General features: G+C 67.4%; 26 protein-coding genes. 14 read left to right on the top strand and 12 right to left on the bottom strand.

Features of this window, described 5'->3' with window-relative positions; translation table 11 throughout:
- Positions 1-62 precede the first annotated feature (62 nt).
- Genes ACIA49_RS16690 through ACIA49_RS16655 form a run of 8 tightly spaced genes read left to right on the top strand, consistent with a single transcriptional unit; the run spans position 63 to position 7,363 of the window.
- A complete protein-coding gene (locus ACIA49_RS16690; protein WP_396378042.1) occupies positions 63-1,343 on the top strand; it encodes an ABC transporter substrate-binding protein in 1,281 nt (426 codons plus the stop codon).
- On the top strand, positions 1,340-2,266 hold the full coding sequence (locus ACIA49_RS16685) for a carbohydrate ABC transporter permease (RefSeq protein WP_396378041.1): 927 nt from the start codon (positions 1,340-1,342) through the stop codon (positions 2,264-2,266). The genes ACIA49_RS16690 and ACIA49_RS16685 overlap by 4 nt, the downstream gene beginning before the upstream one ends.
- Complete coding sequence (locus ACIA49_RS16680) at positions 2,263-3,078, top strand: carbohydrate ABC transporter permease (protein WP_396378040.1); 816 nt, start codon at positions 2,263-2,265, stop codon at positions 3,076-3,078. Before ACIA49_RS16685 ends, ACIA49_RS16680 begins: the two co-directional genes overlap by 4 nt.
- The gene (locus ACIA49_RS16675) at positions 3,075-4,136 is read left to right on the top strand and encodes a Gfo/Idh/MocA family protein (protein ID WP_396378039.1); all 1,062 of its coding nucleotides are present in this window, start codon (positions 3,075-3,077) and stop codon (positions 4,134-4,136) included. Before ACIA49_RS16680 ends, ACIA49_RS16675 begins: the two co-directional genes overlap by 4 nt.
- Positions 4,133-5,161 (top strand): LacI family DNA-binding transcriptional regulator, encoded by a 1,029-nt coding sequence (locus ACIA49_RS16670; protein WP_396378038.1) that lies wholly within the window; start codon positions 4,133-4,135, stop codon positions 5,159-5,161. The genes ACIA49_RS16675 and ACIA49_RS16670 overlap by 4 nt, the downstream gene beginning before the upstream one ends.
- Before the next feature lie 25 nt (positions 5,162-5,186).
- Entirely contained in the window at positions 5,187-6,008 is an 822-nt protein-coding gene (locus ACIA49_RS16665; RefSeq protein ID WP_396378037.1) for a LamG domain-containing protein, read from the top strand.
- A gap of 30 nt (positions 6,009-6,038) precedes the next feature.
- Positions 6,039-6,689, top strand: a complete 651-nt coding sequence (locus ACIA49_RS16660) for a DedA family protein (protein ID WP_396378036.1) — start codon at positions 6,039-6,041, stop codon at positions 6,687-6,689.
- 59 nt (positions 6,690-6,748) lie between these two features.
- Positions 6,749-7,363, top strand: coding sequence for an NADPH-dependent FMN reductase (locus tag ACIA49_RS16655; RefSeq protein ID WP_396378035.1), 615 nt, complete (start codon positions 6,749-6,751; stop codon positions 7,361-7,363).
- On the opposite strand, the gene ACIA49_RS16650 is transcribed toward ACIA49_RS16655, so the two are convergent.
- Positions 7,360-7,617, bottom strand: coding sequence for a hypothetical protein (locus tag ACIA49_RS16650; protein ID WP_396378034.1), 258 nt, complete (start codon positions 7,615-7,617; stop codon positions 7,360-7,362). The genes ACIA49_RS16655 and ACIA49_RS16650 overlap by 4 nt on opposite strands.
- 79 nt (positions 7,618-7,696) lie before the next feature.
- On the opposite strand from ACIA49_RS16650, the gene ACIA49_RS16645 reads away from it, so the two are divergent.
- Genes ACIA49_RS16645 through ACIA49_RS16635 form a run of 3 tightly spaced genes read left to right on the top strand, consistent with a single transcriptional unit; the run spans position 7,697 to position 9,092 of the window.
- Complete coding sequence (locus ACIA49_RS16645) at positions 7,697-8,074, top strand: class I SAM-dependent methyltransferase (RefSeq protein WP_396378033.1); 378 nt, start codon at positions 7,697-7,699, stop codon at positions 8,072-8,074.
- A 26-nt stretch (positions 8,075-8,100) separates the two neighbouring features.
- On the top strand, positions 8,101-8,529 hold the full coding sequence (locus ACIA49_RS16640) for a hypothetical protein (RefSeq protein ID WP_396378032.1): 429 nt from the start codon (positions 8,101-8,103) through the stop codon (positions 8,527-8,529).
- Positions 8,463-9,092, top strand: coding sequence for a hypothetical protein (locus ACIA49_RS16635; RefSeq protein WP_396378031.1), 630 nt, complete (start codon positions 8,463-8,465; stop codon positions 9,090-9,092). The genes ACIA49_RS16640 and ACIA49_RS16635 overlap by 67 nt, the downstream gene beginning before the upstream one ends.
- 43 nt (positions 9,093-9,135) lie before the next feature.
- Here ACIA49_RS16635 and ACIA49_RS16630 read toward each other — a convergent pair whose 3' ends face one another.
- Positions 9,136-11,613: an ABC transporter permease gene (locus ACIA49_RS16630; protein WP_396378030.1), complete on the bottom strand. Its 2,478-nt coding sequence runs from the start codon at positions 11,611-11,613 to the stop codon at positions 9,136-9,138.
- Entirely contained in the window at positions 11,610-12,389 is a 780-nt protein-coding gene (locus ACIA49_RS16625; protein ID WP_396378029.1) for an ABC transporter ATP-binding protein, read from the bottom strand. Before ACIA49_RS16625 ends, ACIA49_RS16630 begins: the two co-directional genes overlap by 4 nt.
- A gap of 113 nt (positions 12,390-12,502) precedes the next feature.
- On the opposite strand from ACIA49_RS16625, the gene ACIA49_RS16620 reads away from it, so the two are divergent.
- The gene (locus ACIA49_RS16620) at positions 12,503-13,498 is read left to right on the top strand and encodes a hypothetical protein (RefSeq protein WP_396378028.1); all 996 of its coding nucleotides are present in this window, start codon (positions 12,503-12,505) and stop codon (positions 13,496-13,498) included.
- Here ACIA49_RS16620 and ACIA49_RS16615 read toward each other — a convergent pair.
- The 9 genes from ACIA49_RS16615 to ACIA49_RS16575 all read right to left on the bottom strand — a co-directional run bounded on the left by ACIA49_RS16615 (position 13,487) and on the right by ACIA49_RS16575 (position 22,057).
- Positions 13,487-14,611, bottom strand: coding sequence for a condensation domain-containing protein (locus ACIA49_RS16615; RefSeq protein ID WP_396378027.1), 1,125 nt, complete (start codon positions 14,609-14,611; stop codon positions 13,487-13,489). The two genes, ACIA49_RS16620 and ACIA49_RS16615, sit on opposite strands and share 12 nt — an antisense overlap.
- On the bottom strand, positions 14,608-15,633 hold the full coding sequence (locus ACIA49_RS16610; protein WP_396378026.1) for a hypothetical protein: 1,026 nt from the start codon (positions 15,631-15,633) through the stop codon (positions 14,608-14,610). Before ACIA49_RS16610 ends, ACIA49_RS16615 begins: the two co-directional genes overlap by 4 nt.
- Entirely contained in the window at positions 15,630-16,487 is an 858-nt protein-coding gene (locus ACIA49_RS16605) for a phosphotransferase family protein (RefSeq protein WP_396378025.1), read from the bottom strand. The genes ACIA49_RS16610 and ACIA49_RS16605 overlap by 4 nt, the downstream gene beginning before the upstream one ends.
- Positions 16,484-17,440, bottom strand: a complete 957-nt coding sequence (locus ACIA49_RS16600) for a Gfo/Idh/MocA family protein (RefSeq protein ID WP_396378024.1) — start codon at positions 17,438-17,440, stop codon at positions 16,484-16,486. The genes ACIA49_RS16605 and ACIA49_RS16600 overlap by 4 nt, the downstream gene beginning before the upstream one ends.
- Positions 17,430-18,617, bottom strand: a complete 1,188-nt coding sequence (locus ACIA49_RS16595; protein WP_396378023.1) for a hypothetical protein — start codon at positions 18,615-18,617, stop codon at positions 17,430-17,432. The genes ACIA49_RS16600 and ACIA49_RS16595 overlap by 11 nt, the downstream gene beginning before the upstream one ends.
- On the bottom strand, positions 18,614-18,868 hold the full coding sequence (locus ACIA49_RS16590; protein ID WP_396378021.1) for an acyl carrier protein: 255 nt from the start codon (positions 18,866-18,868) through the stop codon (positions 18,614-18,616). The genes ACIA49_RS16595 and ACIA49_RS16590 overlap by 4 nt, the downstream gene beginning before the upstream one ends.
- A 3-nt stretch (positions 18,869-18,871) precedes the next feature.
- Positions 18,872-20,047: a radical SAM protein gene (locus ACIA49_RS16585; RefSeq protein WP_396378020.1), complete on the bottom strand. Its 1,176-nt coding sequence runs from the start codon at positions 20,045-20,047 to the stop codon at positions 18,872-18,874.
- On the bottom strand, positions 20,047-21,282 hold the full coding sequence (locus tag ACIA49_RS16580; RefSeq protein ID WP_396378019.1) for an MFS transporter: 1,236 nt from the start codon (positions 21,280-21,282) through the stop codon (positions 20,047-20,049). Before ACIA49_RS16580 ends, ACIA49_RS16585 begins: the two co-directional genes overlap by 1 nt.
- 178 nt (positions 21,283-21,460) lie before the next feature.
- Positions 21,461-22,057, bottom strand: a complete 597-nt coding sequence (locus ACIA49_RS16575; RefSeq protein ID WP_396378018.1) for a TetR/AcrR family transcriptional regulator — start codon at positions 22,055-22,057, stop codon at positions 21,461-21,463.
- A 113-nt stretch (positions 22,058-22,170) separates the two neighbouring features.
- Here ACIA49_RS16575 and ACIA49_RS16570 point away from each other — a divergent pair, with 113 nt between their 5' ends.
- Both ACIA49_RS16570 and ACIA49_RS16565 read left to right on the top strand, forming a co-directional pair.
- Positions 22,171-23,148 carry a hypothetical protein gene (locus ACIA49_RS16570; RefSeq protein WP_396378017.1) on the top strand — a complete coding sequence of 326 codons (978 nt, stop codon included), beginning with the start codon at positions 22,171-22,173 and terminating at the stop codon, positions 23,146-23,148.
- Positions 23,149-23,330: 182 nt separating this feature from the next.
- Positions 23,331-24,722, top strand: coding sequence for an extracellular solute-binding protein (locus tag ACIA49_RS16565; protein ID WP_396378016.1), 1,392 nt, complete (start codon positions 23,331-23,333; stop codon positions 24,720-24,722).
- The last annotated feature ends 7 nt before the right edge of the window (positions 24,723-24,729 follow it).

Below are 24,729 nucleotides of genomic sequence, written 5' to 3'. Positions count from 1 at the left end.
TCTAGCGTCTGGCTACTGGCTGTCAAAGGTTTGCACAGACCGGCCATCCGAGAGGGGTTGTCATGGGACGGAACACCTGGTGGATAGGGATCGGCGCGCTGCTGCTCGCCGGCTGCGGGCTCGGCGGATCGGCTCAGCCCGAGGCCGACACGTCGGGCGAGGTGAAGGGGACGATCACCTTTCAGACCATCCAGCTGTCGCCGACCTTCGACGACTACCTGCACGGCCTGATCGCGGCGTTCGAGAAGGCGCATCCGGGGACCAAGGTCGAGTGGACCGACATCCCCAGTGACGCCGCCGCTCGCAAGGTCAGCGCGGATTCCGTCACCGGAAAACTGCCGGACGTGATGGATCTCGACTCCGCGACGCTGGCGCCGCTCGGCCGTCGCGAGCTCGTCGTCGACATGGCCACCGCGGCGAAGGACGTCAAGGACACCTATGTCCCCTCGGCCTGGAACTCCTTCGCCTACACGGGAAGCGCGATCGCCGCTCTGCCCTGGTACCTGAACACCCCCGTGCTGATCTCCAACCAGAGCCTGCTTACCAAGGCGGGTATCCAGCAGCAGCCGTCGAACTACGACGAGCTGATCGAACAGTCGAAGCAGGTCGCGGCCAAGGCCAAGGTCGCGGGTTTCCAGCCGACCGAGGCCGGGTTCCCGAGTTCGCTGCTGACGATCGGCGTACCGCTGGTCAACGACGACTCCACGCAGGCCAAGGTCAACACCCCCGAGGCGCAGAAGTTCGTCGCCGCGCTGGCCGAGCTCTACAAGGCTGGCGGCATCCCGCCGGACAGCGTGAGCGCCAAGGAGCGCAGCGAGATCGAGACCTTCTCCGACGCCAAGTCGGCGTACCTGGAGGCGGGCGGTTCGCGGCTGAAGATCATCAAGCAGAACTCACCGGCCGTGTACGGCGAAGTCGCCGTCGGCAAGCCGTTGGGTGATGCGGCCAAGCGGACCTGGGTGGTCGCGCACGGGCTCGCCGTACCGAAGAAGTCGGCGAACGCGGCGACGGCGCTGGCGTTCGCGAAGTTCGTCACCTCGGCCGACAACCAGCTTGCCCTGGGCAAGCAGTCGAGTGTCTTCCCGAGCACGCTGGCCTCGCTGAACGACGCGTTCTTCACCGCCGGTGACGACAAGGACCTGACCGTGGCCGCGCGGAAGATCGCGGCGGCCAGCCTGCATGACGGCAAGACGATCGTGAAGTCGGCGGCGGTCGACGCGGAGTACGCGGCCGCGCTGTGGTCGGCGGTGCAACCGGCGATCCTGGGCAAGGCCGATCCGGCGACGGCGCTGGGCGAGGCCGAAACCAAGCTCACGAAGATCTTGAAGGACCGCCGCCAATGACCGCCGTGGCCACCTCGGGAGTGACCGTGCGCGCGAGCCGCAAGGCCAAGGTGCCCCGAAAGTATCGCTGGTACGTGCCGCTGTTCTTCGTCGGACCGGCGCTTGTCCTGCAGCTCACGTTCCTGTTCGTGCCGCTGGCGAACACCTTCGTGCTGGCGTTCACCAACGCGAGCACGATCGGCGGCGGCCGGTTCACCGGGCTCGCGAACTTCTCCGAGCTGGCCGCGGACTCGGCGTTCTGGAATGCGGTCGGCCGCACCTTCCTCTACATGCTGATCGCGGTCCCGGCGCTGACCATCCTGTCGACCTGCCTCGCGGTGCTGGTGAACACGCGGCTGCGCGGCTCAGGCGTCGTGCGGTCGCTGCTGTTCTCGCCGATGGTGCTGCCGCTGGCCGTGATCGCGGTCGTCTTCCAGTACCTGCTGAACTCCGACGGTCTGGTCAACCAGGTTCTCCAGGGCCTGCACGTCGTCAGCGCACCGGTGCCGTTCCTGAACGACCCGACACTCGCGCTGCTCAGCCTGACGATGGTGACGGTCTGGAAGGGCTGCGCGCTCTACACGCTCATCACCGTCGCCGCGCTGCAGAACGTCTCGCCGGAGCTCGACGAGGCGGGCCAGCTGGACGGCGCCGGCTGGCTGCGGCGGACGATCAGCGTGACGCTGCCACAGATCCGCGGTACGACGGTCATGATCGCGATCCTCGCGTCGGTCGCGACCTTGCGAGTCTTCACCGAGCCCTTCGTCATCACCGGCGGCGGCCCGGGGGACTCGACCGAGACGATCGTGGTCTACCTGTTCCAGAAGGGCATCGCGCCCGGCACGGACGCGGGGTACGCCTCGGCGATCAGCCTGGTGCTCTTCGCCTTCGTGCTCTCGGTCTCCGGCCTCAGTTGGTTGATCTCGCGGAGGACACGGTCATGAGAGAACGCCTCATTCGCTGGCCACTGATGATCGTTGCCGCGGGCACTGTCTTGGCGCCGCTGCTGTGGCAGGTCACGATGTCGCTGAAGAGCTCCGGCGAATCGGCGGTCGGGTTCCCGGGCACGCTGCTGCCGAAGCATCCGACGTTCGACAACTTCGCCACCGCGTTCACCGAGATCCCCTTGCTCCGGTACGTCGGCAATTCGGCGCAGATCGCCGCGTTCGGCATGATCACCAACCTCGTGCTGGCGACCCTGACCGGCTACGCGTTGGCGCGGATCCCGTTCCGTGGCCGTGCGCTCTACACAACGGTGCTGCTGGCAACGGCTGTGCTGCCGTTCGAGGTGATCCTGGTGTCCACGCTGCTGGTCGCTCGTGGGCTGCACCTGAACGACACGTTGATCGGCGTCGTGCTGCCGCAGGCGGTGTCGATCGTGTCGATCTTCGTCATGCGGCAGGCGTTCATCCGGATCCCCGGTGAGCTGGCGGAGGCCGCCGACATGGACGGGGCCGGGCCGCTGCAGGTGTTCTGGCACATCATGTTGCCGTCGGTCCGCGGGTCGCTGGCAGTCATCGCCGTACTGGGGTTCCTGGATTCCTGGGATCATTTCATCTGGCCGCTGGTCTCGCTCAGCGATCCGTCGAAGTACCCGGTCAACGTCGGCGTGCAGTATCTGTCCGGCACGTTCTCGGCCGACCAGCGGGTGATCTCGGCCGCGGCGATCGTGGTCATGCTGCCGCCGCTGCTCGTCTACTTCCTCATGCAGAAGCAGGTCTTCCGTGGATTGGCTGAGGGGGCGCTGAAAGGATGAGCATTCCGCGCGTCGCTCTCGTCGGTACGTCGGGATACGGCCGACGGCATTTGGAGCAGCTACTCGGTTGGCAGCGTGACGGGTTCCTGGACCTGGCCGCGTTGGTCGATCTGAGCTTCGACGCGGAGACGCGGCGACTTGTCGACATAGCGGGCGTGAAACCGCAGTACCTGCCCACGATCGACGGGCTCGAGGTCGACCTCACGGTCGTGGCGACACCACCGCACACGCACTTCGCGTTGGCCGAGCAGGTGCTGCGATCGGGAAGTGCGTTGTACCTGGAGAAGCCGCCGGTGCCGTTGCTCTCACAGCTGGACGCACTCCGGGCGATCACGTCGCGCCGCCGGGCCGAGGTCGGTTTCCAGCAGGCGCGCGCCACGATCGAGCGACTGGAGGCGTTGCTGCCGGATGTCGGTCAGGTCGAGCGGATCACGGCGCACGGATGCTTGTCGCGACCGGACTCCTATTACACACGGAGTCCCTGGGCTGGTGCGTGGTACGTCAAGGGTGAGGCGGTGTTCGACGGTGCGCTGTTCAATCCGCTGGCCCACATCGTGCACACCGCGTTGACACTCGCCCGACGGATCGACTGCGGCTGGGCGGTCGACAGCGTCGAGGCCGAGCTGTACGCCGTACACGACATCGCCGGCGACGATACCGGCGTACTGCGGATCCGTTCCAGGACGGGGCCGGTGGTGATCGCGGTGGGGACGACGGCCGCTGACGTTGTTCGTGCACCGGCGATCACGGTGCACGGCAGCCGGGGTCACATCACCGTCCCGCACGGTGGAGAAGCGTCGACGCATCCGTTGCTGGCGGCATTGAAGGACGTCGACGGTCCGCCGGATCCGTTGATCGATCTGGATGCCGTCCGGCCGTTCGTGAGCGTGGTGAACCGGGCGGTCGAGATTGTCGGTGCGCCGATCCGGATTCCGGGAGCGCAGGGCATCTCGGAGCTCGTCGAGCGCGTGGTCGACACTGGTAGCCTCTTCGCCGAGCTGGGGTCCGGCTGGTCCCGTCAACCGGCCCCTTCTGTGGACCGGGAGGCGCTCAGATGACGCAAAGAACCAAGGCAGCAACGCTGAAAGACGTGGCGGAGGCTGCTGGGGTCTCGATCTCGACCGTCTCCAGGGTCTTCTCGAGTCCCGGACGGATCTCGCCGGAGACGTCGGACCGGGTGCGCGAGGTCGCGCGCAGGCTGCGGTTCACGCCGAACGTGATGGCGCGCTCGCTGATCACCGGTACGTCGCCCAACATCGGACTCGTCGTACCGGACATCACCAACCCGTACATGACCACGTTGCTGAAGGCGGCGCAGAAGGTGTCGCGTGGTCATCAGACCGGCATCTTCGTCGCGGACACCGATGACGACGCGGAGATCGAGCGGCAGGTGTGTGAGCAGTTCGCGCAGCAGAGTCGCGGCGTGATCCTGTGTGCGCCGCGGATGACGACCTCGCACATCCGCGAGCTGAGCGGGATCGTGCCGCTGGTCCTCGTCAACCGGATCGTCGAAGGCATTCCGAGCGTCTCCACCGATTCCCGGTCGGCACTGCGGGAGCTGCTGGACGAGCTGGTCGAGCAAGGGCATCGCCGTGTCGGGTATCTGCCGGGTCCGGCGGGGTCATGGTCGAACAAGCAGCGAGCGCGGACTGTTGCTGACCGGGCTCGGGCGTTGGAGGTCGAGTTGGTGCGGCTCGACCCCACCGACGGTACGCACGCGGGCGGCGTACTGGCTGCTGAGCAGGTGGTCGAGCTGGGGATCACCGCGGTGATGGCGTTCGACGACGTACTTGCTGCTGGGCTGGTCGAGGGACTGCGGCAGCGCGGCAAGTCCGTGCCCGAGGACGTCAGCGTGACCGGGCACGACGACATCCTCTCCGAGCTCGTGCACCCCGGGCTCACGACGATCACCGGGCAGAGCGCCCGGGTCGGGCAGCTGGCGATCGCCCGGCTGCTCGAGGTTTCGGGACCGGACGCGGGGTCGGGCCCGGAGTTGGGCGTGCTGCTGGACGAATCCGTGGGCGTCAAAGCCACGGTCGTCCGCCGGCACTCGACGGCCGCACCGCGGACGCGTTCCGACTGATCCTTCCTTTCCGAGGGGGAACCACATGTACCGAATCGCAGTTGCTGTGATCGCCATGGTGTCGCTGCTGTCGACCGGCACCGCCAACGCCGTACGGCATCGTCCTTGTGTCAGTGCGTACGACACGGCCGTCCTGGCGGACGGTCCGGCCGCTTACTGGCGGCTGGCGCAGCCGGGGTCGGCAAGCGAGGCCTCGGTGGTGGGCGGGCTGACCGGCACCTACGCAGGCACCCGTACGGCGACCACCCTGCCGAACGGGGACACCGCGACGGCCTTCGACGGGTCCAGCGGGTACTTCCAGGTCGCTGATCACGACGTGTTGAGCCCAGCGACGACCGGTGAGTTCACGCTGGAGGCGTGGATGCGGCCGGACACCCTGCAGTTCGCGCACCAGGAGGGCAGCGGGTATGTGCACTGGATGGGCAAGGGCGTGGCCGGCCAGCACGAGTACGTCTCCCGCATGTACTCGCTGACGAACACGGAGAACCGGCCGAACCGGATCTCGGGCTACCTGTTCAACAACACCGGCGGGCTGGGCGCGGGCTCGTACTTCCAGGACTCGATCACGGCCGGGACGTGGATCCACTACGTGCTGGTGATCAACGCTCAGGCGACCAGTGCGACGTATCCGAACGGATACACGAAGGTCTACCGGGACGGGGTGCTGCGGGACCAGGACAACCTGAGCATCAGTGGCACGGTGATCGTGCCGAGCAACGGTACGGCGCCGTTCCGGGTCGGGACCCGGGACTTCGGGTCCTACTTCCAGGGCGCGGTCGGGAAGGTCGCCGTCTACGACAAGGAGCTGACGGCCGCCCAGATCGCAGCGCACCACAACGCGATGTGAGTGGTTGTCCGCGCTGGGTACTTTGTGGAGATGAGTGTCCTCCAAGCGACCCAGGAGCCGACCGGTCTGGCCGGGTGGGCCACTGATCTGATGGAGCGGCTGGGAGCGCCGGGTGCCGGTCTCGCAGTCGCTCTGGAGAACCTCTTTCCACCGTTACCCAGCGAGGTGATCCTCCCGCTGGCCGGGTTCGCGGCCAGCCGCGGCGACCTCGGCCTGGCCGCCGCGATCGTCTTCACCACGCTCGGTTCGGTGGTCGGAGCCCTTGCCCTGTACGGCGTGGGCGCGGGGCTGGGGCGGGATCGAACCCGCGGGCTGGCCGGGAAACTGCCGCTCGTGAAGGTCGAGGACGTCGACAAGGCCGAGGACTGGTTCAACCGGCACGGCCCGAAGGCAGTGCTGATCGGGCGGCTCGTCCCGGTCGTCCGCAGCCTGATCTCGGTTCCGGCTGGAGTCGAGCGGATGTCGGTGCCGCTCTTCCTGCTCCTGACCACAGTCGGGAGTGGGATCTGGAACACGCTGCTGATCGTGGCCGGCTACCAGCTCGGGGAGCGCTGGCACGTGGTCGAGTCGTCGGTCGGGGTGTTCCAGTGGGTCGTCGTCGGCGGGGCGATCGCCGCGGTGGGCTGGTTCGTGGTTGTCAAGCTGCGCGCCCGGAGATCAGCATCTGAGAAAGTCAAGTAGCGGGCTGGACTTTGATTACGCTCGATCCATCACTGCCGATGGTCAGGAGCCCAAGTCAGATGCCCTCAATCGCGTTCGAACCGCAGGTCGTCCCGGATCCGCCGGTCTGGCCGCAGTCGGTGGTCACCGTGGTCGGCAACCCCAAAGCCGGGTCCCGTACGGCGGCGGCCGCGGCCTCGGTCGCGGAACTACTCGCCTCCGAGCTAGGAACGCCGTACCGGATCGACGAACTGATCGACCTGGTCACGATCGCCCCGTCGATCTTCCAGGGCGACGCCGCGGCTGAGCCGGACCGGGCGGAGCTGGAGAACGCGGTCGAACTGGTGTCGTCCGCGTCGGTGATCGTGATCGCGACGCCGGTCTACAAGGGGAGTTACACCGGGCTGCTCAAGAGCTTCCTCGACGTGCTCCCACCGCGCGCGCTCGCCGGAGCGGTCGTCGTACCGGTGACCGTGTCAGCCGCGCCGAGCCACAAGCTGCTCGCCGATCAGCACCTGCGTCCCGTCCTCGCCGAGCTCGGCGCGAGTGTCCCGGTGCCCGGGGTGATCCTGGAGGAGCGCGATCTCGAGGACCTGCAGGTGGTCCTGGCCAGCTGGCTTCGCGCCAACGCCAGCATCATCCAGGCCACCACCACCGCCCTGCAGCCGGTCGCGGAGCCGACGCCCGCGCGCTAGCACCAGGGGATCTGGGCGTCGTCGATGTCGAGGTAGGCGGCGCTCACGTACTTCTGCTGGTGTGTGGTGTTGTCGGTGACGAAATACCAGATGTTGGTGACGCCACCCGGGTACACCACCACCTCGCCGTACAGCTTGCAGTGCACGGTCAGGTTGCCCGAAGGCGCCGCAGTCGCGGGCAACGCGGTCAGTGCCGAGGCCGCCAGGACGAGTGATCCGACCGTGAGCGCGAGCTTGCTGAGTCTCGTCGTCATCTCTCGACTGTCGTTCGCGCGGTCGGGGTCGGCAATCAATTCCATGGAGCCCGAAAGCCGATCGGCCTACCGTGACGGCATGGACGAGCGCGTGGAGCAGAACCGGGCCGGCTGGGACCTACGGGCCGAGGCCCACGCGAGCGGCGCCAGCCTGTACGACGTGGATGGGTTTCGCGCGGGTGGGAGTTCGCTCCGTCCGTTTGAGCTGGAGGCACTCGGTGATGTGCGCGGCCGGCGGCTGCTGCACCTGATGTGCCACTTCGGGCTCGACACGTTGTCGTGGGCGCGGCTCGGCGCCGAGGTCACCGGACTGGACTTCTCGGGCGAAGCGATCGCGGCAGCACGGCGGTTGGCCGACGAGGTGGGGCTGCCGGCCCGGTTCGTCCAAGCCGACGTGTACGACATCCGCGTTAGTCGTGAACTTTTCGGGTCCAGGCGCCGAAAAGTTACCGGCTAACGCACCGGGCAGGCGGGGCCGCAGGGGTGGGCGGTGAGGGTGGGGTCGGTGCGGCGGAGGACGGTGAGGACCTGTACGGCGGCTGCGCACGGGCGGCCGGTGATGTCGAACCAGCCGTAGCGGAGGGTGGATTCGGCGCGGAGGGTGGCTCGGTTGTCGCGGTCGAGGTCCCGCCAGCGGTGGTTGGGGACGAGGTGGAGGCGGCCGTCGAGTTCGACGTTCAGGGTGAAGCCGTCGTAGTGGACGTCGGTGAACTCGCGGTCGACGGCTCGCTGGCGGGTTCCGGTGGGGAGGCCGTGGCGGCGCTCGACGTCACGGAGGTAGCGGAGTTCGAGGAGCGAATGGGTTCCGGCCGCGACGTCGGCGAGGATCGGGCGGAGGCGCGGCCGTGCCGGAGCCGACCGCGAGTCTCCAGTGCGGTCGCGATGCCGGCGGGATGGACCCGGCCGGATTGACAGGCTTCGGCGACGACGGCGGCCGCCTGATCCAAGGTCCGAGTGATGCCGACGATGTCGAGGACCGCGTGTGCTCCGGTACGGCGAGGTGGGACGACGTTCGCGAGGCGGTGGGCCCAGTGGACATCACGGTGGATGACGAGTCCGGGACGCCCACGCACCCGGCGGGCGTCGGGGACGGTGACGTGGACGAGGCGATCCGGAGCGGGTTTGACGAGGCCGAGTTGTTCAGCCGCGGTGTAGTGGCTCCACGCGGCGTCAGGGCCGGCGTACAGGAGAGCGGCGACGAGGCGTTCGTCGTACCCGACCGGCCCGGTGTGGGTGGAATAGACACCAGGGTGGAGGGTCTGCCAACGGTGGTTGCGGGTCTGCTGCCTGATGCGGTCACTCGGCCAGCCCGCGGCGAGCAGTTGGACCCGCGACACGATCCGGGCCTGACTCCGGATCACCACCTGGATCCCCTCGTCGGCGAGTTGCCGGCGCCACCACCACTCCATCCACCCCAGCATGAGCCAAACGCCGTACCGCTGCAGAACGCCCTGTGGATAACCGCTAGCCGGTAACTTTTCGGCGCCTGGGCCCGAAAGAGTACCGACTAGCGAGAGATCAGTCGGTGTGGGTGGGTTGGGTGGGGGAGTGGCGGAGGGTGGTCAGGGCTGGGAGGAGGGTGGAGGCGAAGGTTAGGAGGGTGGCGGCGGTGATGATGAGGAGGTAGATCCAGAGGGGGCCGGTGGGGAGGGAGCGGGCGACTTTGGAGGAGTAGGGGAGGAGGCAGGCTAGGGCTACCAGGGTGCCCAGGGTTAGGCCGGAGAGGGTGATGAGGGTGCTTTCGGTGGTGAGCATGCGGAGGACTTGGGTGCGGGTGGAGCCGGTGAGGCGTTGGAGGGCGAACTCGCGGCGGCGGCGCAGGGTGGTGGAGACGAGGGTGTTGACGACGGAGACTGCGGTGTAGGCGATGAGCATGCCGACGAGCATGTAGTTGACCCAGGCTTGGGTTTTCTGGTCTTCGGCGTTGGCGGAGACGAGGGCTTGACGATCAGCGACCTGTACGCCGGGGTGGGTGGCGGCGAGGGTGGTGAGGTCGGGGTGGGCTCCGGGCTTGGTGCGGACGAGGATCTGGCGGATGAGGCCGTCGGTGGTGTGGGCGGTGACCAGGTCGGCGGGGAGCACGATGGTTTCGTAGCCGCGTTCGGCGGCGAAGAGTGCGACGACTCGGAGGGTGACCGACGTACCGTCGCCCAGGGTCATGGTGAGGTGCGAGCCGAGGCCGCGATTGATCTTCTGGGCGATGTATTCGGGCAGTGCCACGGTCGATCCGGTGAGGCCGGAGAGCGAGCCGGTGGTGACCCGGACGGGTGCGGTGCCATTGGGGCCTTGGGCATCGATTCCGATCAGTGGGGCGCCGTCGTCGTCGATGGGTGCGCCTTGGGGTTCGTCGATGACGCCGGTACTGCGGATGTACGCCGACGCGCCGGCGACGCCCTGGACGGACTGCACCTGCTGGACGAGGTTCGGTGACATCCCGACCGGTGAGGTCAGGACGATGTCGGCGTTGAGGTCGCGGGTGAAGGCTTTGGCGGCGGCGCTGACCTGAGTGGTCTGCATGTAGAGGTTCGCGGTGGAGATGCCGACGGCAAGCATCACCGGCATCACGGCGGCCGACATTGCCACCGAGCGTACGGAGACGTTCCGGATCGCGAGTCGGCCGTTGACGCGGCTGAGGAGTTGGACGGGCCAGCGCCAGAGCAGGAGCGCGGCCTTGGTCCAGAACGGGCCGAGTAGGGCGACCCCGATCGCCCAGCACAACACGGACGGTCCGGCCGTGGCGCCGGCCAGTGGGCCAACCATCACGGTGGCAGTGACGATCAGCAGCGCGATACCACCCCCGAGGAACAGCAGCCCGGCAATCAGACGCGCCCAGCTGAACCACTTCCGCTGCAGCGATGACTCCATCAACGCCTGCACGGGCTTGATCTTGGCCGACTTGCGCGCCGCGATCAGCGCGGCACCGATCACCGCCAGTACGGCGCCACCGGCACCGGCCGCGAACGGGATCAGCCCCTGGTAGAACGAGATCACCGGCGACGCAACCCCATGCGCGGCGAGCTGATCGAAGAGGAACCGCCCGAGCAGCATCCCGGGAATGATGCCAACGGCAACGGCTGGAAGCGCGACGAGCAGACCTTCCCCGAGAATCATTCGCCGGACCTGACCAGGCGTGGTCCCGATCCCGCGCAGCAGCGCGAACTCACGCTCCCGGTGTTGTGCGGACAGCGCGAGCGTGGACGCGACGACGAACATCATCGTCATCACCGCGATCCCGCCGAACGAACCCGCGATCGAGATCAGCGCCGTCCGCTGGACCTCGGTGCCGGGGTGCTCGGCCAGGCCGCGATCGATTCCGGTCCGCACGGTCAGCTCGCCGAGCGCCTCGATCCGCTCGACCACCGCGTCAAGATCGGTGCCCGGAGCAACCAGTACGCCGATGTCGGCGTACCGATCAGGTGTGTGACTGAGGCGGGTGGCGTCGCGCTCGCTGAAGAAGGTGTGGCCGGCTGGACCACTCGCTATCCCACTGACCGTGAAGGTCTGCGGTACGCCGCGGACCAGCACGCTGACCCGCTCACCGACCTTGCCCGTGGTGCTGACCACCTGGCCAACCGCGGGTGCGTGGCCGGAGACCAGTCGGTACGGCGCGAGCGCGGCGCTCGCCCAGTTGTGGCCCTGAGCAACGGCCGGGCCAGCGGGAGTGACAATCGGAGCGGAGAAGGTGCGATCACCAAGAGCGCCGGTGACACCTTCGACGGAACGGATCTTGGCCAGCAGGTCCGTCGGTACGCCGACGACCTCGGGCAACGGGAACGCGTCCAGATCCTCGTCAGCACCGGCGGGCTTGTGTGACTGCGGGCCGCTGACCACGATCGGAGCCGCGGCCAGGCGCTGGGGCTCGACGTTCGAGCGGATGCCGGTCTCCATCAGACCGCCGCAGGCCATCACGATCGCCGTACCGAAGACCACCGCGACGAAGGTGGCGATGAAGCCGCCCTTGCGGAAGCGCAGGGTGCGGATCGCGAGCCGCATCATCCGGCCACCGCCAGCTTGCCGCGGGCGCCCAGGTGGGTCATCCGGTCGGCGACCTGTTCGGCGGTCGGGGCGATCAGGCTGCCGGCCAGGCGGCCGTCGGCGAGGAAGACGACCTGATCCGCGTACGACGCGGCGACCGGGTCATGCGTGACCATCACGACCGTCTGGCCCTGGGTGCGGACCGGCTCGCGAAGGAGCTCGAGGACGTCAGCCGCGGTCTGGGTGTCGAGCGCACCGGTCGGCTCGTCGGCGAAGATGACCGCCGGGCGGGCGACCAACGCGCGAGCGATCGCGACCCGTTGCTGCTGACCACCGGACAGTTCGCCGGGACAGTTCTTCTGCTTGTCGCCGAGACCGACCCGCTCGAGGACCTCACGGACCGCAGCCTTGTTCGGTCGGCGACCGTCGAGCTCTTGCGGGAGGACGACGTTCTGCCAGACGGTGAGCGCAGGGAGCAGGTTGAAGGACTGGAAGACGAAGCCGATCCGCTCCCGCCGGAGTTCGGTGAGCTCGCGCTCCTTCATCCCGGCCAGCGGCAGCCCGTCGATCAGGACCGAGCCCGAGGTGGGGCGGTCCAGGCCGGCGGCGCAGTGCAGGAACGTGCTCTTGCCGGAGCCCGACGGCCCCATCACCGCGGTGAACGTGCCGCGGCCGAATCCGATGCTGACCCCGTCGAGCGCGGTGACGGTGTTGCCGCCGCGACCGTAGACGCGCCGTACGTCCTGAAGTATTACCGAGTGCTCGCTCTGAACGGCGTCCTGCCGCTTCTTCGTCATGCTCAGGACGCTACGGATCCGGAGTCGCCCGTCCCAGGGTGCTGGGCCGCGGTCGATGGTGGTGCAAACTCCACCCCCGGCGGCCTGGACCGCGCCGGAGCTACAGTGCCGGGATGCGAGGAGTGGGCGTCAACTACGACACCGGCCTGCTGTACGACGGGCGCAGCACCCGACGCCGATTCGCCACGGAGACCGTTCGCGAGGAGCTCCGGCTGATCGCGGACGAGCTGCACGCACCGGCGGTGCGGGTCTCGGGAAACGACCTGGACCGGCTCGTGCTGGCCGGGGAGGCGGCGCTCGAGGCCGGCCTCGAGCTGTGGTTCTCGCCGGTCCCGATGGATCTCGAACCCGACCAGTTCACCGAGTTCCTGGCCGAGTGCGCGGCAGCGGCGGAGACGCTGCGGGCGCGTGGCGACGTCGTACTGGTGCTGGGGTGTGAGCTGTCGGTCTTCTGCAAGGGCTTCGTGCCGGGCGAGACCTCCGGCGAGCGGATCGCGACGATGATGGATCCGGCGACCTTCGCCGACCAGGCCAAGCTGGCCCAGCTGTACGCGGGGATGCAGCTCTGGCCTGAGGTGCAGCAACGAGTGGTCGCCGCGGCACGGGACGCGTTCAGTGGCCGGATCACCTACGCGGCCGGGATGTGGGAGGACGTCGACTGGTCGCTCTACGACATCGTCGCCCTCGACGCCTATCGCGATGCCCAGAACGCCGCGACCTTCGCCGACGAACTGCGTGATCGGGCCAATTGGGGCAAGCCGGTCGTCGCCACCGAGTTCGGCTGCTGCGCCTATCGGGGCGCGGCCGCGCGCGGCAGCGCGGGCTGGATGATCGTCGATCGCTCGGTCGATCCGCCGGCGCTCAATGGCCAGTACGAGCGGGACGAGCAGGAGCAGGTGACCTACCTGCAGGAGCTTGTCGAGGAGTTCGATCAGCTCGACCTGGCGTTCTGGTTCAGCTTCGCGGGCTACGAGCTGCCGCACCGGCCCGATGATCCCGCCCACGATCTGGATCTGTCGTCGTACGGGCTGGTGGCCGTCGACGACCTCGGCGAGCGCCGGCCGAAGGCAGTGTACGGCGCTCTGGCCGAGCTGAATCTAGGTCAGTAGGTGACTGCGCATCACGGCGCAGAGTTGTGAGACCAGGGGCTCAGTCCAGTCGATGCCGTCGCCGCTGAAGTGGCCGGTGAGGGCGTCGTCGGTGGTGGGGCGGAGACGGATGCCGAGGATGTCGGCGAGGCCGGTGTCCTTCGGGCCGGCGACAGCAGTGACCGCGCCATGGACTGCGCCGAACTGGTAACCGGCCGGCCACTGCTGTGGGACGTACTCGAAGAACGGCGACCTGGCTGGCACCTGGGCCTCGAGGACGGGGAAGCGGGCGTAGCGGCTGCAGCCGACCACAGCGTCGCGGACTGGCGGGATGTCGGCCTCACGTGGGATGGCGAGCGCAGACGGCACTATGCAGGGGCCGAGGACGCGCTGCCACTGGGGGCGGTCGCGCTTGCTGAACAGCGTGTTGAAGGTGAGGGTGTCGCCGGATCCGACGTACGGCGCCATGCCGGCGGCCAGCGCGGTCAGGAGCGTGATGAGCGGCGTACTGCGTTGTTGCTTCGTCCGTTGGTCTACAGCGGCTACCTCTGAAGGGCTGAGGAGCTGTTGGCGGTACGCGAACTGCTTGGCCGGCTGGTCTGGCGGTTGGGGACAGGGCTTGGCGTCGATGATGCGGGACTGCCACCAGTCACCGGCCGGACCGCGCTGCCGCTCGACCAGTGCGGCTTCGTTGAGCGTGTAGTCGGAGTACTGCGCTTGGGGAGCCGGTACGTCGGTAGTGGTGTAAAGCGTGGACAGCTCGTCCAAGGTGGTCCAGAGCGTCACCGGGTCGGCGATCATGTGGTGCAGGTGGAGTGCGAGGCGGTTGCCGGCCAGACGGAGTCGGACCGGTGCGGCTAGCGGTACCTCGGCGTGCGTTTCGACCGCATCCACCAGCTCCAGCTCGGCTGTTGGATTGGCGTGGATCAGCTGGGACTGATCGACGATCTCGGTCCGCAACCCGGAGTGCCGTCGCTGTAGCTCGTCGAAGGCTCTTGCGAGTCGGCTGTGGTCCAACGGACCGTCCAGCTCGAGTACGGCGTTCATGGTGAACCACGGACCGCGGGCGAACCCAGGGCGCTGTGAGTCGAGGTGGAGGGCGAAGGTCTGCCAGAGCGAGGTCGGGAGGGTCACAGGAGCGCCTCCGAGTAGTCAGGCACCTCCGCTGTGAGCAGGGCCTCGTGGAGGTCTTGCAGCACGTCGACTGCGAAGTCCTTCCGAGCCCAGTCCTCGAAGGCGATGCCATAGCCGAGTGAGATCCACAGGTCGGCGTTGCGTTGCTCATGCGCGCCGAACGGTTCCAGGAGGACTAGTGGCGTCGCCGACCACAGTGAGTCCAGGAGAGTGCCGCCGCCTGGTTTGCTCACGGTGGCAAGGGCCTGACGGCAGAGGTCGAACGAGCCATGGTGACCGGTCCGCTGCTCGTAGGCCTCACCGGCCAGTCCGAACGGCGGGTAGCCGTCGTCGAGCCAGGGGTGCCAGTCCGGATCGATCATGAAGTAGCGGACGCCGTCCGACGTGAGGTCTTGCTTCTCGTACGCGACCACGTCCAAAGCGAAGCCGACGGTACCCAGCTCGGCGGCGTACTCGCGGTAGGTGCCCATGCCCCAGCCACCGCCGTGGACGAGCAGCCGGCGGTCGCGGTCGGTCCAGGGGACCGGTGCGTCGCGGCTGACCGGGATGCTGCAGGGGATCGTGCCCGCGTCGGCGTCTGCGAGTTTGACGTGCCGGACCGGGTACGGCGCCGTACCGACCTTCTGGAAGGACGGTGAGACGACGGAGTCCACGTGGCAGATGTCTACGTCGACCGGTCCGTGCTGTTCGACGTAGTCCGCCAACAGGGTGAGCCAGAAGCCGGAGAAGACGACGAAGCGAGTGACGCCGCGGCTCTGCCAGTCTGCGAAGAGCTTGGCGACCGCTGCGGGGTCTGCGGCGCGGGAGGCGTTGCCGGCGAGCTTCTGGCCGGCCATGGCTACCCGGAAGTCGCGGTGAAAGGCCAGCTTGGACTGAGCGGTGGTCTCGAGGGTCTTGGCAGGCATGAGGCGTTCCAGGACCGAGACGTGCACCTGGCCGCCCTGTTCGCGGATGCGGTCGGCCAGCAGCAGACCGGGGACGTGGACGCCTAATGCGACGCCGGACGTGAGGATCTCGATCACAGTGCCGCCAGTTCTTTGGCCAGGTGGCGCTTGACGAGTTTGACCAGCCCGGCCCGCTCGGGGCCGGTGTAGCCGCGTGGTGTGCCCTCGATGAGCATGATCAGGTAGAGGTAGACGCGGTACAACGCAAGCCGCTCGCGGTCGACATCGGCGCCGTACCCGGCGATGAGGTCGTGGTCGACGTCGCCGAAGAGCGTGAGCGAGACGAACTCCGCGACGGGGTCGCCCCAGAACGCGCGCTCGCCGTCGATCAGGCCGGTCACCCGGCCGTCCTCGACCAGGATGTTGCCGTCCCACAGGTCGAAGTGGATCAGGCGGGGGACCCGGACCGAGTCGAGGAGCGCTTTGCGGGTGCTGACCAGCTCCCGGGTGACCTTCGTCGGCAGGGTGACGTCGTAGCGCTCGGCGTCGGCGAGGAGGTCGTCGAACATCCCTTGGAACGCGGCGCTCCAGGAGCCGTGCAGCCCGCGCTGGGGGTAGCCGAAGCCGTCGGTACCGGTCACCTCGTGCAGACTGGAGACGATGCTGCCGAGCTCTCGCCGGTACGGCGCTCTGTCGGTCGTCAGCAGGGTCACGCCGGGGAGCGCGGTCATCAGCAGGAAGTCAGGACCCGAGTGCACGACCTCCGGGACCGGGGCTTTCCCCAACGCTGCTTGGTAGAACGCGGCCTCGGTCTGGATCAGATCTCGTTCATAGGTGAGACCAGGGCCAGTGGGTGCGACCTTCAGGACGAGATCACCGCTGGCCAAGGCCAGTCGATGGACGGTGTTGTAGGTGCCGTCGGCAAGCTCCGTCACCCCGGTGAGGTCGTTCGGATCGCGGCCCGCGTCCGCCAGCATTGTTTGGAAGTTCATGGGGTGACCTTCCGGCGGGCGTCGGTGTAGATGGCGTCCATCAGCTCGATGCGCGGGATCGCGTCGGCCAGATCGGAGTGGCCCTCGACCACGCGGGTCAGTTGGCGCTCGTAGTACGCGACCGGGGCGAACGTGATCACCTTGCGGTCGCCGTCGGTGGGGGTGATCACCAGGTTGAGCGGGAGCGCAGCGATGACCGGTCGGAGGAAGTTGCGGAGTTTGACCGTTGCCCGGTCGAAGGTGAAGAGGTGTTCGCTGGCGTGGTTGGGGCCGATTCCGCACTCGAGGGCGGCCGTGGTTTCCCCATAGCCGAGGGTGGCTTGGAAGCTCCGGTCGACGCCGTTCGGCCCGTCGAAGGAAGACGCTCCCGCGTAGTCGGTGATGTCCAGACCGATGGTGGCTTGGAGAGCCTGCAGCCAGTAGCTCGCGCAGTCGTAGAAGATCCCGCCGCCCAGCTCCGGTCGGTCCCGATAGCCGCCGGGCTTGGGCTCGGCGAAGGTCAGCTGCGTGTGGACGGTACGCAGTGCGCCGTACCGGCCGTCCTCGATGAAGGAGCGAACCACCTGCTGCCACTCGTGGTTCGCGGTCGCGACGGCCTCGGTCACCTGGACGTTGCCGTCGGCAGCGAACTCCAGTTCGGCGACCTCTTCGGCCGTGAGGCACAAGGGTTTCTCGACGATCACGTGTTTACCGGCGACCGCGGCGCGGACCGCCCAGCGGTGGTGGGCCGAGTTGTGCAGCGAGATGTAGACGGCCTCGACCTGTGGGTCGGCGAGCAGGGCCGCGTAGTTCTCGTGCACGACCTCGATCCCGTACTGGTTGGCGAACTCCTTGGCCCGTACGGCGTCACTGGCGGCGACTGCCCGGACATGGGCGTTCGCCGTGGAAGCCGGTGCCAGCATGGTGCGGGCAGCGATCCCGGTGGCTCCGATCAGCCCTATCTCAAGCGGCATCGGTCGTCATCCCTCGTGGTGTCAGGCCGGCCGAACCGACCGCGGCCACCGAGCGGCGTTGCCACTGGGCCAGGTCGTCCGAACGACAGTAGATCGCCAGGTACACGCGGCCACCGGGCGCGGCGAGGGTGCTGCCGTTCAGCACCTGGACGCCGGGCCGGTCGCCGGTCGTGAGCAGACCGTCGAACGCGGTCAGTACGTCGGCAATTCCCTTGCCTGGAGCAACATTCAGCTCGAGCTGCCACAGATGCGCGGTCAGCTCCGTTCGCTGATCCAGGTGCAGGGTGAGCAGCCCGAGCGACTGCCGGGCATTGATTTCCAGCACCGGTACGACGGTTCCATCCCGGAGCAGCATCGCGTCGACCCCGACCGGTCCCCAGTACCCGGCCTTGGTGAGCGCATCGGTCACGCCGGCCAGCGAATCGGCGTACCAGCCCTCGTCGACCAAGGCGGGCGGCGGCCGGTGCGAGCCGAGGTGGCGGAAGCCCTTGTTGGTCATCTGCTGCAGGCCGAGGAACTCCGCCGTACCGTCTTGGTCGAGAAACAGGTGCCCGGAGAAGTCGTGCAGCTTCGGCAACTTCTCCTGGACCAGCAACTCGACCCGGCGGTCCTGCTTGCGTAGGACCCGCTCCACCGCCCGCAGCACGCCGGGGGTGGAGATCTCCAGCAACGCGCGCCCGGAGACGCCGTACGGGTCCTTGACCAGTGCTCGGAACTCGAGCGCGGTGACGGCCTCGACGAGCTCCTCCGGTGAGCGGACGACTCGGCCTGCGCCGGGGAGACCGAGTTCGATCACCAGCTCGTTGGACCAGGTCTTGGAGTTGACCAAGGCAACGACCTCGCTCGACGGCAGGCTGGCGCCGACCAAGCGTGCGGTGTCCGGCAGAACGGCGTACGGCGCGACTGGTTCGTCGCGAACCAGGTCAGGTCCGAGGTACCGCTCGACCGGGCCGGGCCCTGGTTCGTCGACCGACAGGTGGCGAATCGCGTGACCGGCCAGGAGATCCGGGTGGATCGGATACCTGGTGATGAGCAGGTCGTTCGGTGCGCAGAAACCCAGTAGCAGCTCGTCCATGGCGTCGACCGCCGGGTCCTGGCCACCAACCGATGGCAGCTGGGCCAGGTCGTCCGGCCGCCACCAGGTCTCTGCGTCGAACGTGCCGAAACGGACGGTCATTGCACGGGAGCGGCCAGTCGCGCCACGAAGGTGCTGAACTGCCGCACCGATCGCAGGTCGTCGAGCTGCAGGTTGGGATAGTCCAGCTCCAGGTCGAACTCGTCCTCGATCGCCAGCAGGAACGTGATCGTCTGCAACGAGTCCAGCCCGTACTCCTCGACCAGGTCCGCGCCCGGGCCGATCTCCTCGGCCGTAGTGCCGTTGTCCAGTACCTTCGCGAGCACGGCCTTGACCCTGTTCTCGATCTCCATCGGTCACACTCCGTTCAGGTAGAGAAGGATGCACTTCGAGCAGACCGGCATCATTCCGTTCTCGGACATGATCCGGCGGACCTCACGGAACGACTGGCTCTGCCACAGGTCGTTGACCGACTGCTCGTAGAGGTTGCCGACCACGAACTCCGGGAAGAACTTGCAGGAGCTGACCGCGCCGTCCGCGTGCACCTCCATCCGGTTCGAGACCGCGAGGCACTTGCTGCGGTGCTGGGCCGGGCGCGACGTACCGAGGATGAAGTCGGTGACCTCGTCGTCCTCCAGTTGCGGCTGGTAGCGCAGCCGGACGTTCCAGGCGCGGGAGGCCAGCCGGGCCATCGACTCACGCAGGGCGGGCAGCTCTTCTTCGGGCAGTTGGTAGGTGTACGAGTGCCAGGTGGGCTTCTTGGTGTCGGTGTTCGGCTCCAGCCACGCGAACGACTGCTCGTACAGCCTGTCCATCGCTTCGGCGACCGACGGGCTGATGTACCACGGGAACTGGAAGTACACCGTGTTGACGCCGAGCTCCTCGGCCCACTCCATGAACTCGTACATCTTGTGCACGGTGACGTGGGAGACCATGCAGGACAGCGAAAGCTCGCCGTCCCACTTCCCCTCGCGCTTGAGGTCCAGCATCATCTGGATGTTCTCCATGGTCCGCTTGAACGTGCCGCGGCCACGCAGTGCCTCGTGGTCCTCGCCCAGGCCGTCCAGACTGACCAGCAGGTTGAGGTTCTCGCCGATCCGGAGCAGGTCGTCGACCTTGCGCTTGAACAGCAGGCCGTTGGTGCACATGTTGACGGTCCGCGGGTACTTCTCCAGCAGCTTCGCGACCTCGTCGAACTTCGTGTGCATCAACGGTTCGCCGCCCCAGAGGAACAGCTTGGAGCGGACCTCGGCGGTCGTCTTCAGCACGTCCTCGATCACGGACAGGTCCAGCTCGGTGCGCTGGCGCTCGGAGCTGAAGTCGCGGAAGAAGCCCTGCTCGTTCCACTGGTAGCAGTGGGTGCAGCGCAGGTTGCAGCGGTAGGTCAGTTGCAGACTGACCTCCTGCGGAAGCGGAGCGGCGTACTCCGGGTCGAGGAGCAGGTTCTTGCGAGCTTTGGACCGGATCGAGACGGTGTGCAGGATGTCGGCGAACTCTTTGGTGTTCAGGGTGCGGGTCGTGGTGGGGCGCATCAGACCTCCCGTTGGGTGTTTGCTACGAGCAGGGCACTGCTTCCGGCGATCACACCTCCCGTCGCGAGTACCAGGACGAAGCCGGTCGCGGCCCCGAGGTGAGTGCTCAGTACGCCGCCGGCGAAGCCGCCAGTGAGCGCTCCGAGCGGAACTGTGGATGAGGTGAGCGTGCGGGCGGTCGCGTGCACTGTGCTCTGCAGCGCGGCCGGAGTGAGCTGCTGACGGACACTGGTGGTCACGACGTTCCACACCGGTAGCCAGCCGCCGGCGAGCACTCTGATGAGCACCAGTGTGATCGCGGGCGCCGTCACGAGGCAGAGTGGAATCGCTAGCCAGCACAGGGCTTCCACGCTCGTCAGCAGCAGCACTCGGCGCGTGCCGAGGGCTTTTGCCAGCCTGTTGGCTCCGAATGCGCCCAGTAGGCCGCCGACTGAGCCTGCAGCGATCAGGAGACCGCCTGCGAGGCTGGAGAGGCCGAGGACGCGGTAGGCGAAGAGGAGCAGTACGGCGTCGACCATGCCCGAGCCGAAGCTTCGCATCGCGGCTGCGGCTACCTGTCGTCTGAGCACCGGGTGCTGCTGGACGAACGTCAGACCGGTCCGGATCCGTTGCAGGATGGGTTCTTGAGTCGCTTCGACGGGCGGCTCGATCGTGGTGATCCGCGTCCGGCCGTAGGCCGAGGCCAGGAAGGGCAGTGCGCTCAGGAACAGGCCGACGGTGGAGCCGGTGGTTCGTAGGAGCAGACCAGCGAGGGCAGGGCCGACGAGCTTGGAGGCGCTGTCCGAGCTCTGCAGCTTCGCGTTGGCGCCAACCAGGTTCTGGGGTTCGACGAGGGCCGGTAGGTAGGACTGACCGGCGACATCGACGAACACCATCGCCACTCCGGCGACCGCGACCACGACGAAGAGTTGGCCCATCCCGGCACCGCCGAGCACCGCGGCCAACGGGATGGTGGCAAAGGCGACGTACCGGATGACCTCGCCGGTGATCATGACGCGGCGGCGCGGGATGTGGGGGAGGGCCGCACCGGCGACCAGCCCGAACGCGGGGTAGGCGAACCAGCCCAGGGCGGACAGGACGCCGACCTCGGCGCTGGACGCGTTCAGCGTCAGGATCGCGATGCTCGGAACGGCGAAACCGGTCAGCCGGTCGCCGACGAAACTCGCCGTCTGACTCGACCAGTACCACGACAGATCCGAGACCGGCCGTGCCTGTGTGATCGTTCGTCCGCGCACCCGTCGACTCCCCAGCGGTCGTTGGCTGATCCCGGCCGAGCTCGCCTTTCTTCAAGTCCTGAATGAAGTGCTCGGACAACTTAACCGGGTAGGTCGCGCGACTCAAGACCTCCGTGATGAATTCATCGCGGGGAGTGACAAGTGGTACGGACTCTCAGTTTTGCGGACATCTGATGACTTAGTCACGGAGGATGGCGCGGAGGCCAGCGGTGTAGCTCTGCGGGGTGACGTCGCCGATCAGCAGCCGCTGCAGGATGAAGCCGGGGATGAAGCCGAACAGGACTTGGGCGACCTGCTCGGGGTCCGCGTCGGCAGGGATGGTGCCGTCGGCCTGGGCGCGGCGGGCGACCTCGGTGAACCGGCCGCGGAGCATCCGGTACTTGTCCTCGGCAATCGCCTTCACGGCCGGGTTGCGCAGGGACTCGGCCCAGGCCTGCAGGGCGATCTTGGTGATGTCCCCGTCGGGCCGTTCGGCCATCGAGACAATGTGTTTGAGGATGCGCTCGAGCACGAGCAGCGGGCTCACCGGTTCGCCGGTGAGCAGGACGCTGCCGAACAGTTCGTCAACCGAGCTGAGGGCCTCCTCGGCGATCGCGGCGACGATGTCTTCCTTGCTCTTGAAGTAGCCGTAGACCGCGCCCGCGGACAGGTCGGAGGCGGCGATCACGTCGGCCATCGTCGTCTTGTGGAAGCCCTGTTCGGCCACGCAGGTCCGGGCCGCCGCCACGATCTGGGCGCGGCGGGCCATGCGGTGTTCCTCGCTCACCTTCGGCATGGGGCTGAACCTAAAACGAATGTCCGTTCTTGACAAGCCGCCCCGGCGTACGCCAGGCTCGGAGCTAATAAAGAACGGTCATTCGGTTTTAATCGTCTCGAAAGGTCCCCGCCATGACTGGTCGCCGGCCACCCGTGGTCGTTGTCGTCACCCTGCTCACCGCGGCGCTCACGGTGCTGCTGATCGCGTTCGCGTGGCCCGCGGCCCGGTCCGCGCCGCGCGATCTCCCGGTCGCCGTGGCCGGCCCGGAGCAGGCCGTGAGTCAGGTCGGGGCCGGGCTGGAGAAGGCGATGCCCGGCGGGTTCGAGATCACCACGGTCACGGACCGGGCATCCGCCGTACAGCTGATCGAGAACCGCGACGTGTACGGCGCGATCGTGCTCGACCCGGCGCAGCCTGAGGTGCTGACTGCCTCTGCTGGTGGTCCGGCGGTCGCGCAGATCCTGGTGCAGTTGGCGTCCAAGTTGTCGCCGGAACATCCCGCCAAGGTGACCGATGTCGTCCCGCTGCCGTCGGAGGATCCGCGCGGGACCGGGTTGGCCGCCGGCGCGTTGCCGCTGGTGATCGGCGGCATCCTGGCCGCGGTGATGCTGACCCGATTCGTCGGGTCCGGTGCGAAGCGGATGGTTGGAGCGGTCGGCTTCGCGGTCGCGGGCGGTCTCGCGCTGGGCGCCGTACTGCAGTTCTGGCTCGGGTCGTTCGAGGGTAACTACTTCGCGAACTCCGGCGTGATCGCTTTGTCGATCGCGGCGACGAGTCTGACGCTGCTCGGGCTCGAGTGGTTGTTCGGGATGGCCGGGCTCGGCGCCGGGGCCGCGGTCATGATGCTGCTCGGCAATCCGCTGTCGGGCCTGACCAGTGCGCCGGAGATGCTGCCCAGCGGTTGGGGTGCGTTCGGGCAACTGTTGCCACCGGGAGCAGCCGGTACGGCGTTGCGCTCCGTGAGCTTCTTCGACGGGGCCGGGTCGGGCTCGGCGTTCGTCGTACTGAGCGCTTGGTTCGCGCTCGGACTGTTCCTCTGTGGCCTGGGTGCGATGCGGTCGCAACGCTTCGTCCATGGCCGTCACGAAGCGACGCCCGTTACTGTCTGAACCAGGTTTCGGCGCGGTGACCGGATTGTTATGACAAGGTTGCCGCGTCACCCCGGCCAGGCGGGGACAACGTTGTCTGTCAACCATTGACTTCCGCGCCGTCAGGCTCCTAAGTTCGCCAAAAGCCCGCTCAGTTTGGGTCGTGGTACCGGGATGACAACGATTGCCCGAAGGTGGACCTGATGGTGACAAAGAAGCGTTTCAAGGCAGTTGGCGCGCTGGCCGCGTCCGCGCTGCTGCTGGCGGTGTCGGCCTGTAGTCAGGGGTCGACCACCAAGCAGCCGGAGTCCGGCGGTGCGAGCAGTGGTCCGGCGAACATCAAGATCGCCTACCAGCAATGGGGCCCGGGCACGACCATGAAGACCTTCCTGGCCGGCGTGAAGTCCGAGTACGAGGCGGCCAACCCCGGCTCGACGGTCGAGATCCTGCCGATCGTGGCGAGTGAGAACGACTACTACACCAAGCTGCAGCTGATGATGCGGTCGCCGAACACCGCACCGGACGTGGTCTACGAAGACACCTTCCTGATCAACTCCGACATCACCGCGGGCTACCTGCGGCCGCTCGACGAGTACATCGGCAAGTGGGACCAGTGGGGCCAGTTCCAGGACTCCGCCAAGGGCGCGGCCAAGGCATTGGACGGCAAGACCTACGGCATTCCGGACGGCACGGATACGCGGGCCCTTTGGTACAACAAGGAGATCTTCGCGAAGGCCGGTCTGCCGACCGACTGGCAGCCGAAGACGTGGGACGACGTCCTGAGTGCGGCCCGGACCATCAAGGCGAAGGTCCCCGGCGTCACCCCGTTCAACATGTACTCGGGCAAGCCGATGGGTGAGGGCTCGGCCATGCAGGGCTTCGAGATGCTCCTGTACGGCACCAAGGACTCACTCTACAACAACGACCAGCAGAAGTGGGTCGTCGGTAGCCAGGGCTTCAAGGACTCGCTGAACTTCGTCAAGACCGTCTTCAGCGAAGGCATCGGCCCGTCGCCGAAGCAGGCGCTCGACCCGAACATGGGCTCCAAGGTCGGTACCGAACTGCTGCCCGAGGGCAAGCTCGGCATCGCGCTCGACGGCTCCTGGATCTACGGCAACTGGCAGAAGACCGGCGCCAAGCCGTGGCCCGAGTGGACCAAGGTGATGGGCCAGACCGCGATGCCGACCCAGGACGGCGGCGGCAAGGGCAAGGTCAGCCTCTCCGGTGGCTGGACCTGGGCGATCCCGGCCAAGGCCAAGAACCCGGACGCCGCCTGGAACCTGATCAAGACGCTGCAGACGCCGAAGAACGCGGCCAAGTACGCGACCGACGGTGCCCAGATCGCCGTCCGCAAGGACGTCGCCGAGGACGCGTCGTACAAGAGCTCCTCGGAGTCCACGAAGTTCTTCACCGACCTGGTCTCGGTCACGGTCTACCGGCCGGCCTACGCGGAGTACCCGAAGGTCTCCAACGAGATCATCACCGCGATGGAGGCGGTGATGACCGGACAGTCCTCGGTGGACGACGCCGCGAAGAACTACGACGAAGCGGTCGAAGGCATTGTCGGTAAGGACAAGACGACCTCCGGCCAGTAGAAGGACC

Source organism: Kribbella sp. NPDC051587, assembly GCF_044453945.1.
Classification (GTDB): domain Bacteria; phylum Actinomycetota; class Actinomycetes; order Propionibacteriales; family Kribbellaceae; genus Kribbella.
This window is presented reverse-complemented; position numbering and strand designations above follow the sequence as displayed.

Bases quoted from the DNA above. Each gene is read 5' to 3' on its own strand.
- ACIA49_RS16605 (WP_396378025.1), bottom strand. From the start codon at position 16,487: ATGAACTTCCAAACAATGCTGGCGGACGCGGGCCGCGATCCGAACGAC.
- ACIA49_RS16575 (WP_396378018.1), bottom strand. From the start codon at position 22,057: ATGCCGAAGGTGAGCGAGGAACACCGCATGGCCCGCCGCGCCCAGATC.
- ACIA49_RS16630 (WP_396378030.1), bottom strand. From the start codon at position 11,613: ATGATGCGGCTCGCGATCCGCACCCTGCGCTTCCGCAAGGGCGGCTTC.
- ACIA49_RS16690 (WP_396378042.1), top strand. From the start codon at position 63: ATGGGACGGAACACCTGGTGGATAGGGATCGGCGCGCTGCTGCTCGCC.
- ACIA49_RS16665 (WP_396378037.1), top strand. From the start codon at position 5,187: ATGTACCGAATCGCAGTTGCTGTGATCGCCATGGTGTCGCTGCTGTCG.
- ACIA49_RS16680 (WP_396378040.1), top strand. From the start codon at position 2,263: ATGAGAGAACGCCTCATTCGCTGGCCACTGATGATCGTTGCCGCGGGC.
- ACIA49_RS16670 (WP_396378038.1), top strand. From the start codon at position 4,133: ATGACGCAAAGAACCAAGGCAGCAACGCTGAAAGACGTGGCGGAGGCT.
- ACIA49_RS16625 (WP_396378029.1), bottom strand. From the start codon at position 12,389: ATGACGAAGAAGCGGCAGGACGCCGTTCAGAGCGAGCACTCGGTAATA.
- ACIA49_RS16585 (WP_396378020.1), bottom strand. From the start codon at position 20,047: ATGCGCCCCACCACGACCCGCACCCTGAACACCAAAGAGTTCGCCGAC.
- ACIA49_RS16595 (WP_396378023.1), bottom strand. From the start codon at position 18,617: ATGACCGTCCGTTTCGGCACGTTCGACGCAGAGACCTGGTGGCGGCCG.
- ACIA49_RS16685 (WP_396378041.1), top strand. From the start codon at position 1,340: ATGACCGCCGTGGCCACCTCGGGAGTGACCGTGCGCGCGAGCCGCAAG.
- ACIA49_RS16675 (WP_396378039.1), top strand. From the start codon at position 3,075: ATGAGCATTCCGCGCGTCGCTCTCGTCGGTACGTCGGGATACGGCCGA.
- ACIA49_RS16565 (WP_396378016.1), top strand. From the start codon at position 23,331: ATGGTGACAAAGAAGCGTTTCAAGGCAGTTGGCGCGCTGGCCGCGTCC.
- ACIA49_RS16590 (WP_396378021.1), bottom strand. From the start codon at position 18,868: ATGGAGATCGAGAACAGGGTCAAGGCCGTGCTCGCGAAGGTACTGGAC.
- ACIA49_RS16655 (WP_396378035.1), top strand. From the start codon at position 6,749: ATGCCCTCAATCGCGTTCGAACCGCAGGTCGTCCCGGATCCGCCGGTC.
- ACIA49_RS16620 (WP_396378028.1), top strand. From the start codon at position 12,503: ATGCGAGGAGTGGGCGTCAACTACGACACCGGCCTGCTGTACGACGGG.
- ACIA49_RS16660 (WP_396378036.1), top strand. From the start codon at position 6,039: ATGAGTGTCCTCCAAGCGACCCAGGAGCCGACCGGTCTGGCCGGGTGG.
- ACIA49_RS16600 (WP_396378024.1), bottom strand. From the start codon at position 17,440: ATGCCGCTTGAGATAGGGCTGATCGGAGCCACCGGGATCGCTGCCCGC.
- ACIA49_RS16645 (WP_396378033.1), top strand. From the start codon at position 7,697: ATGGACGAGCGCGTGGAGCAGAACCGGGCCGGCTGGGACCTACGGGCC.
- ACIA49_RS16570 (WP_396378017.1), top strand. From the start codon at position 22,171: ATGACTGGTCGCCGGCCACCCGTGGTCGTTGTCGTCACCCTGCTCACC.
- ACIA49_RS16650 (WP_396378034.1), bottom strand. From the start codon at position 7,617: ATGACGACGAGACTCAGCAAGCTCGCGCTCACGGTCGGATCACTCGTC.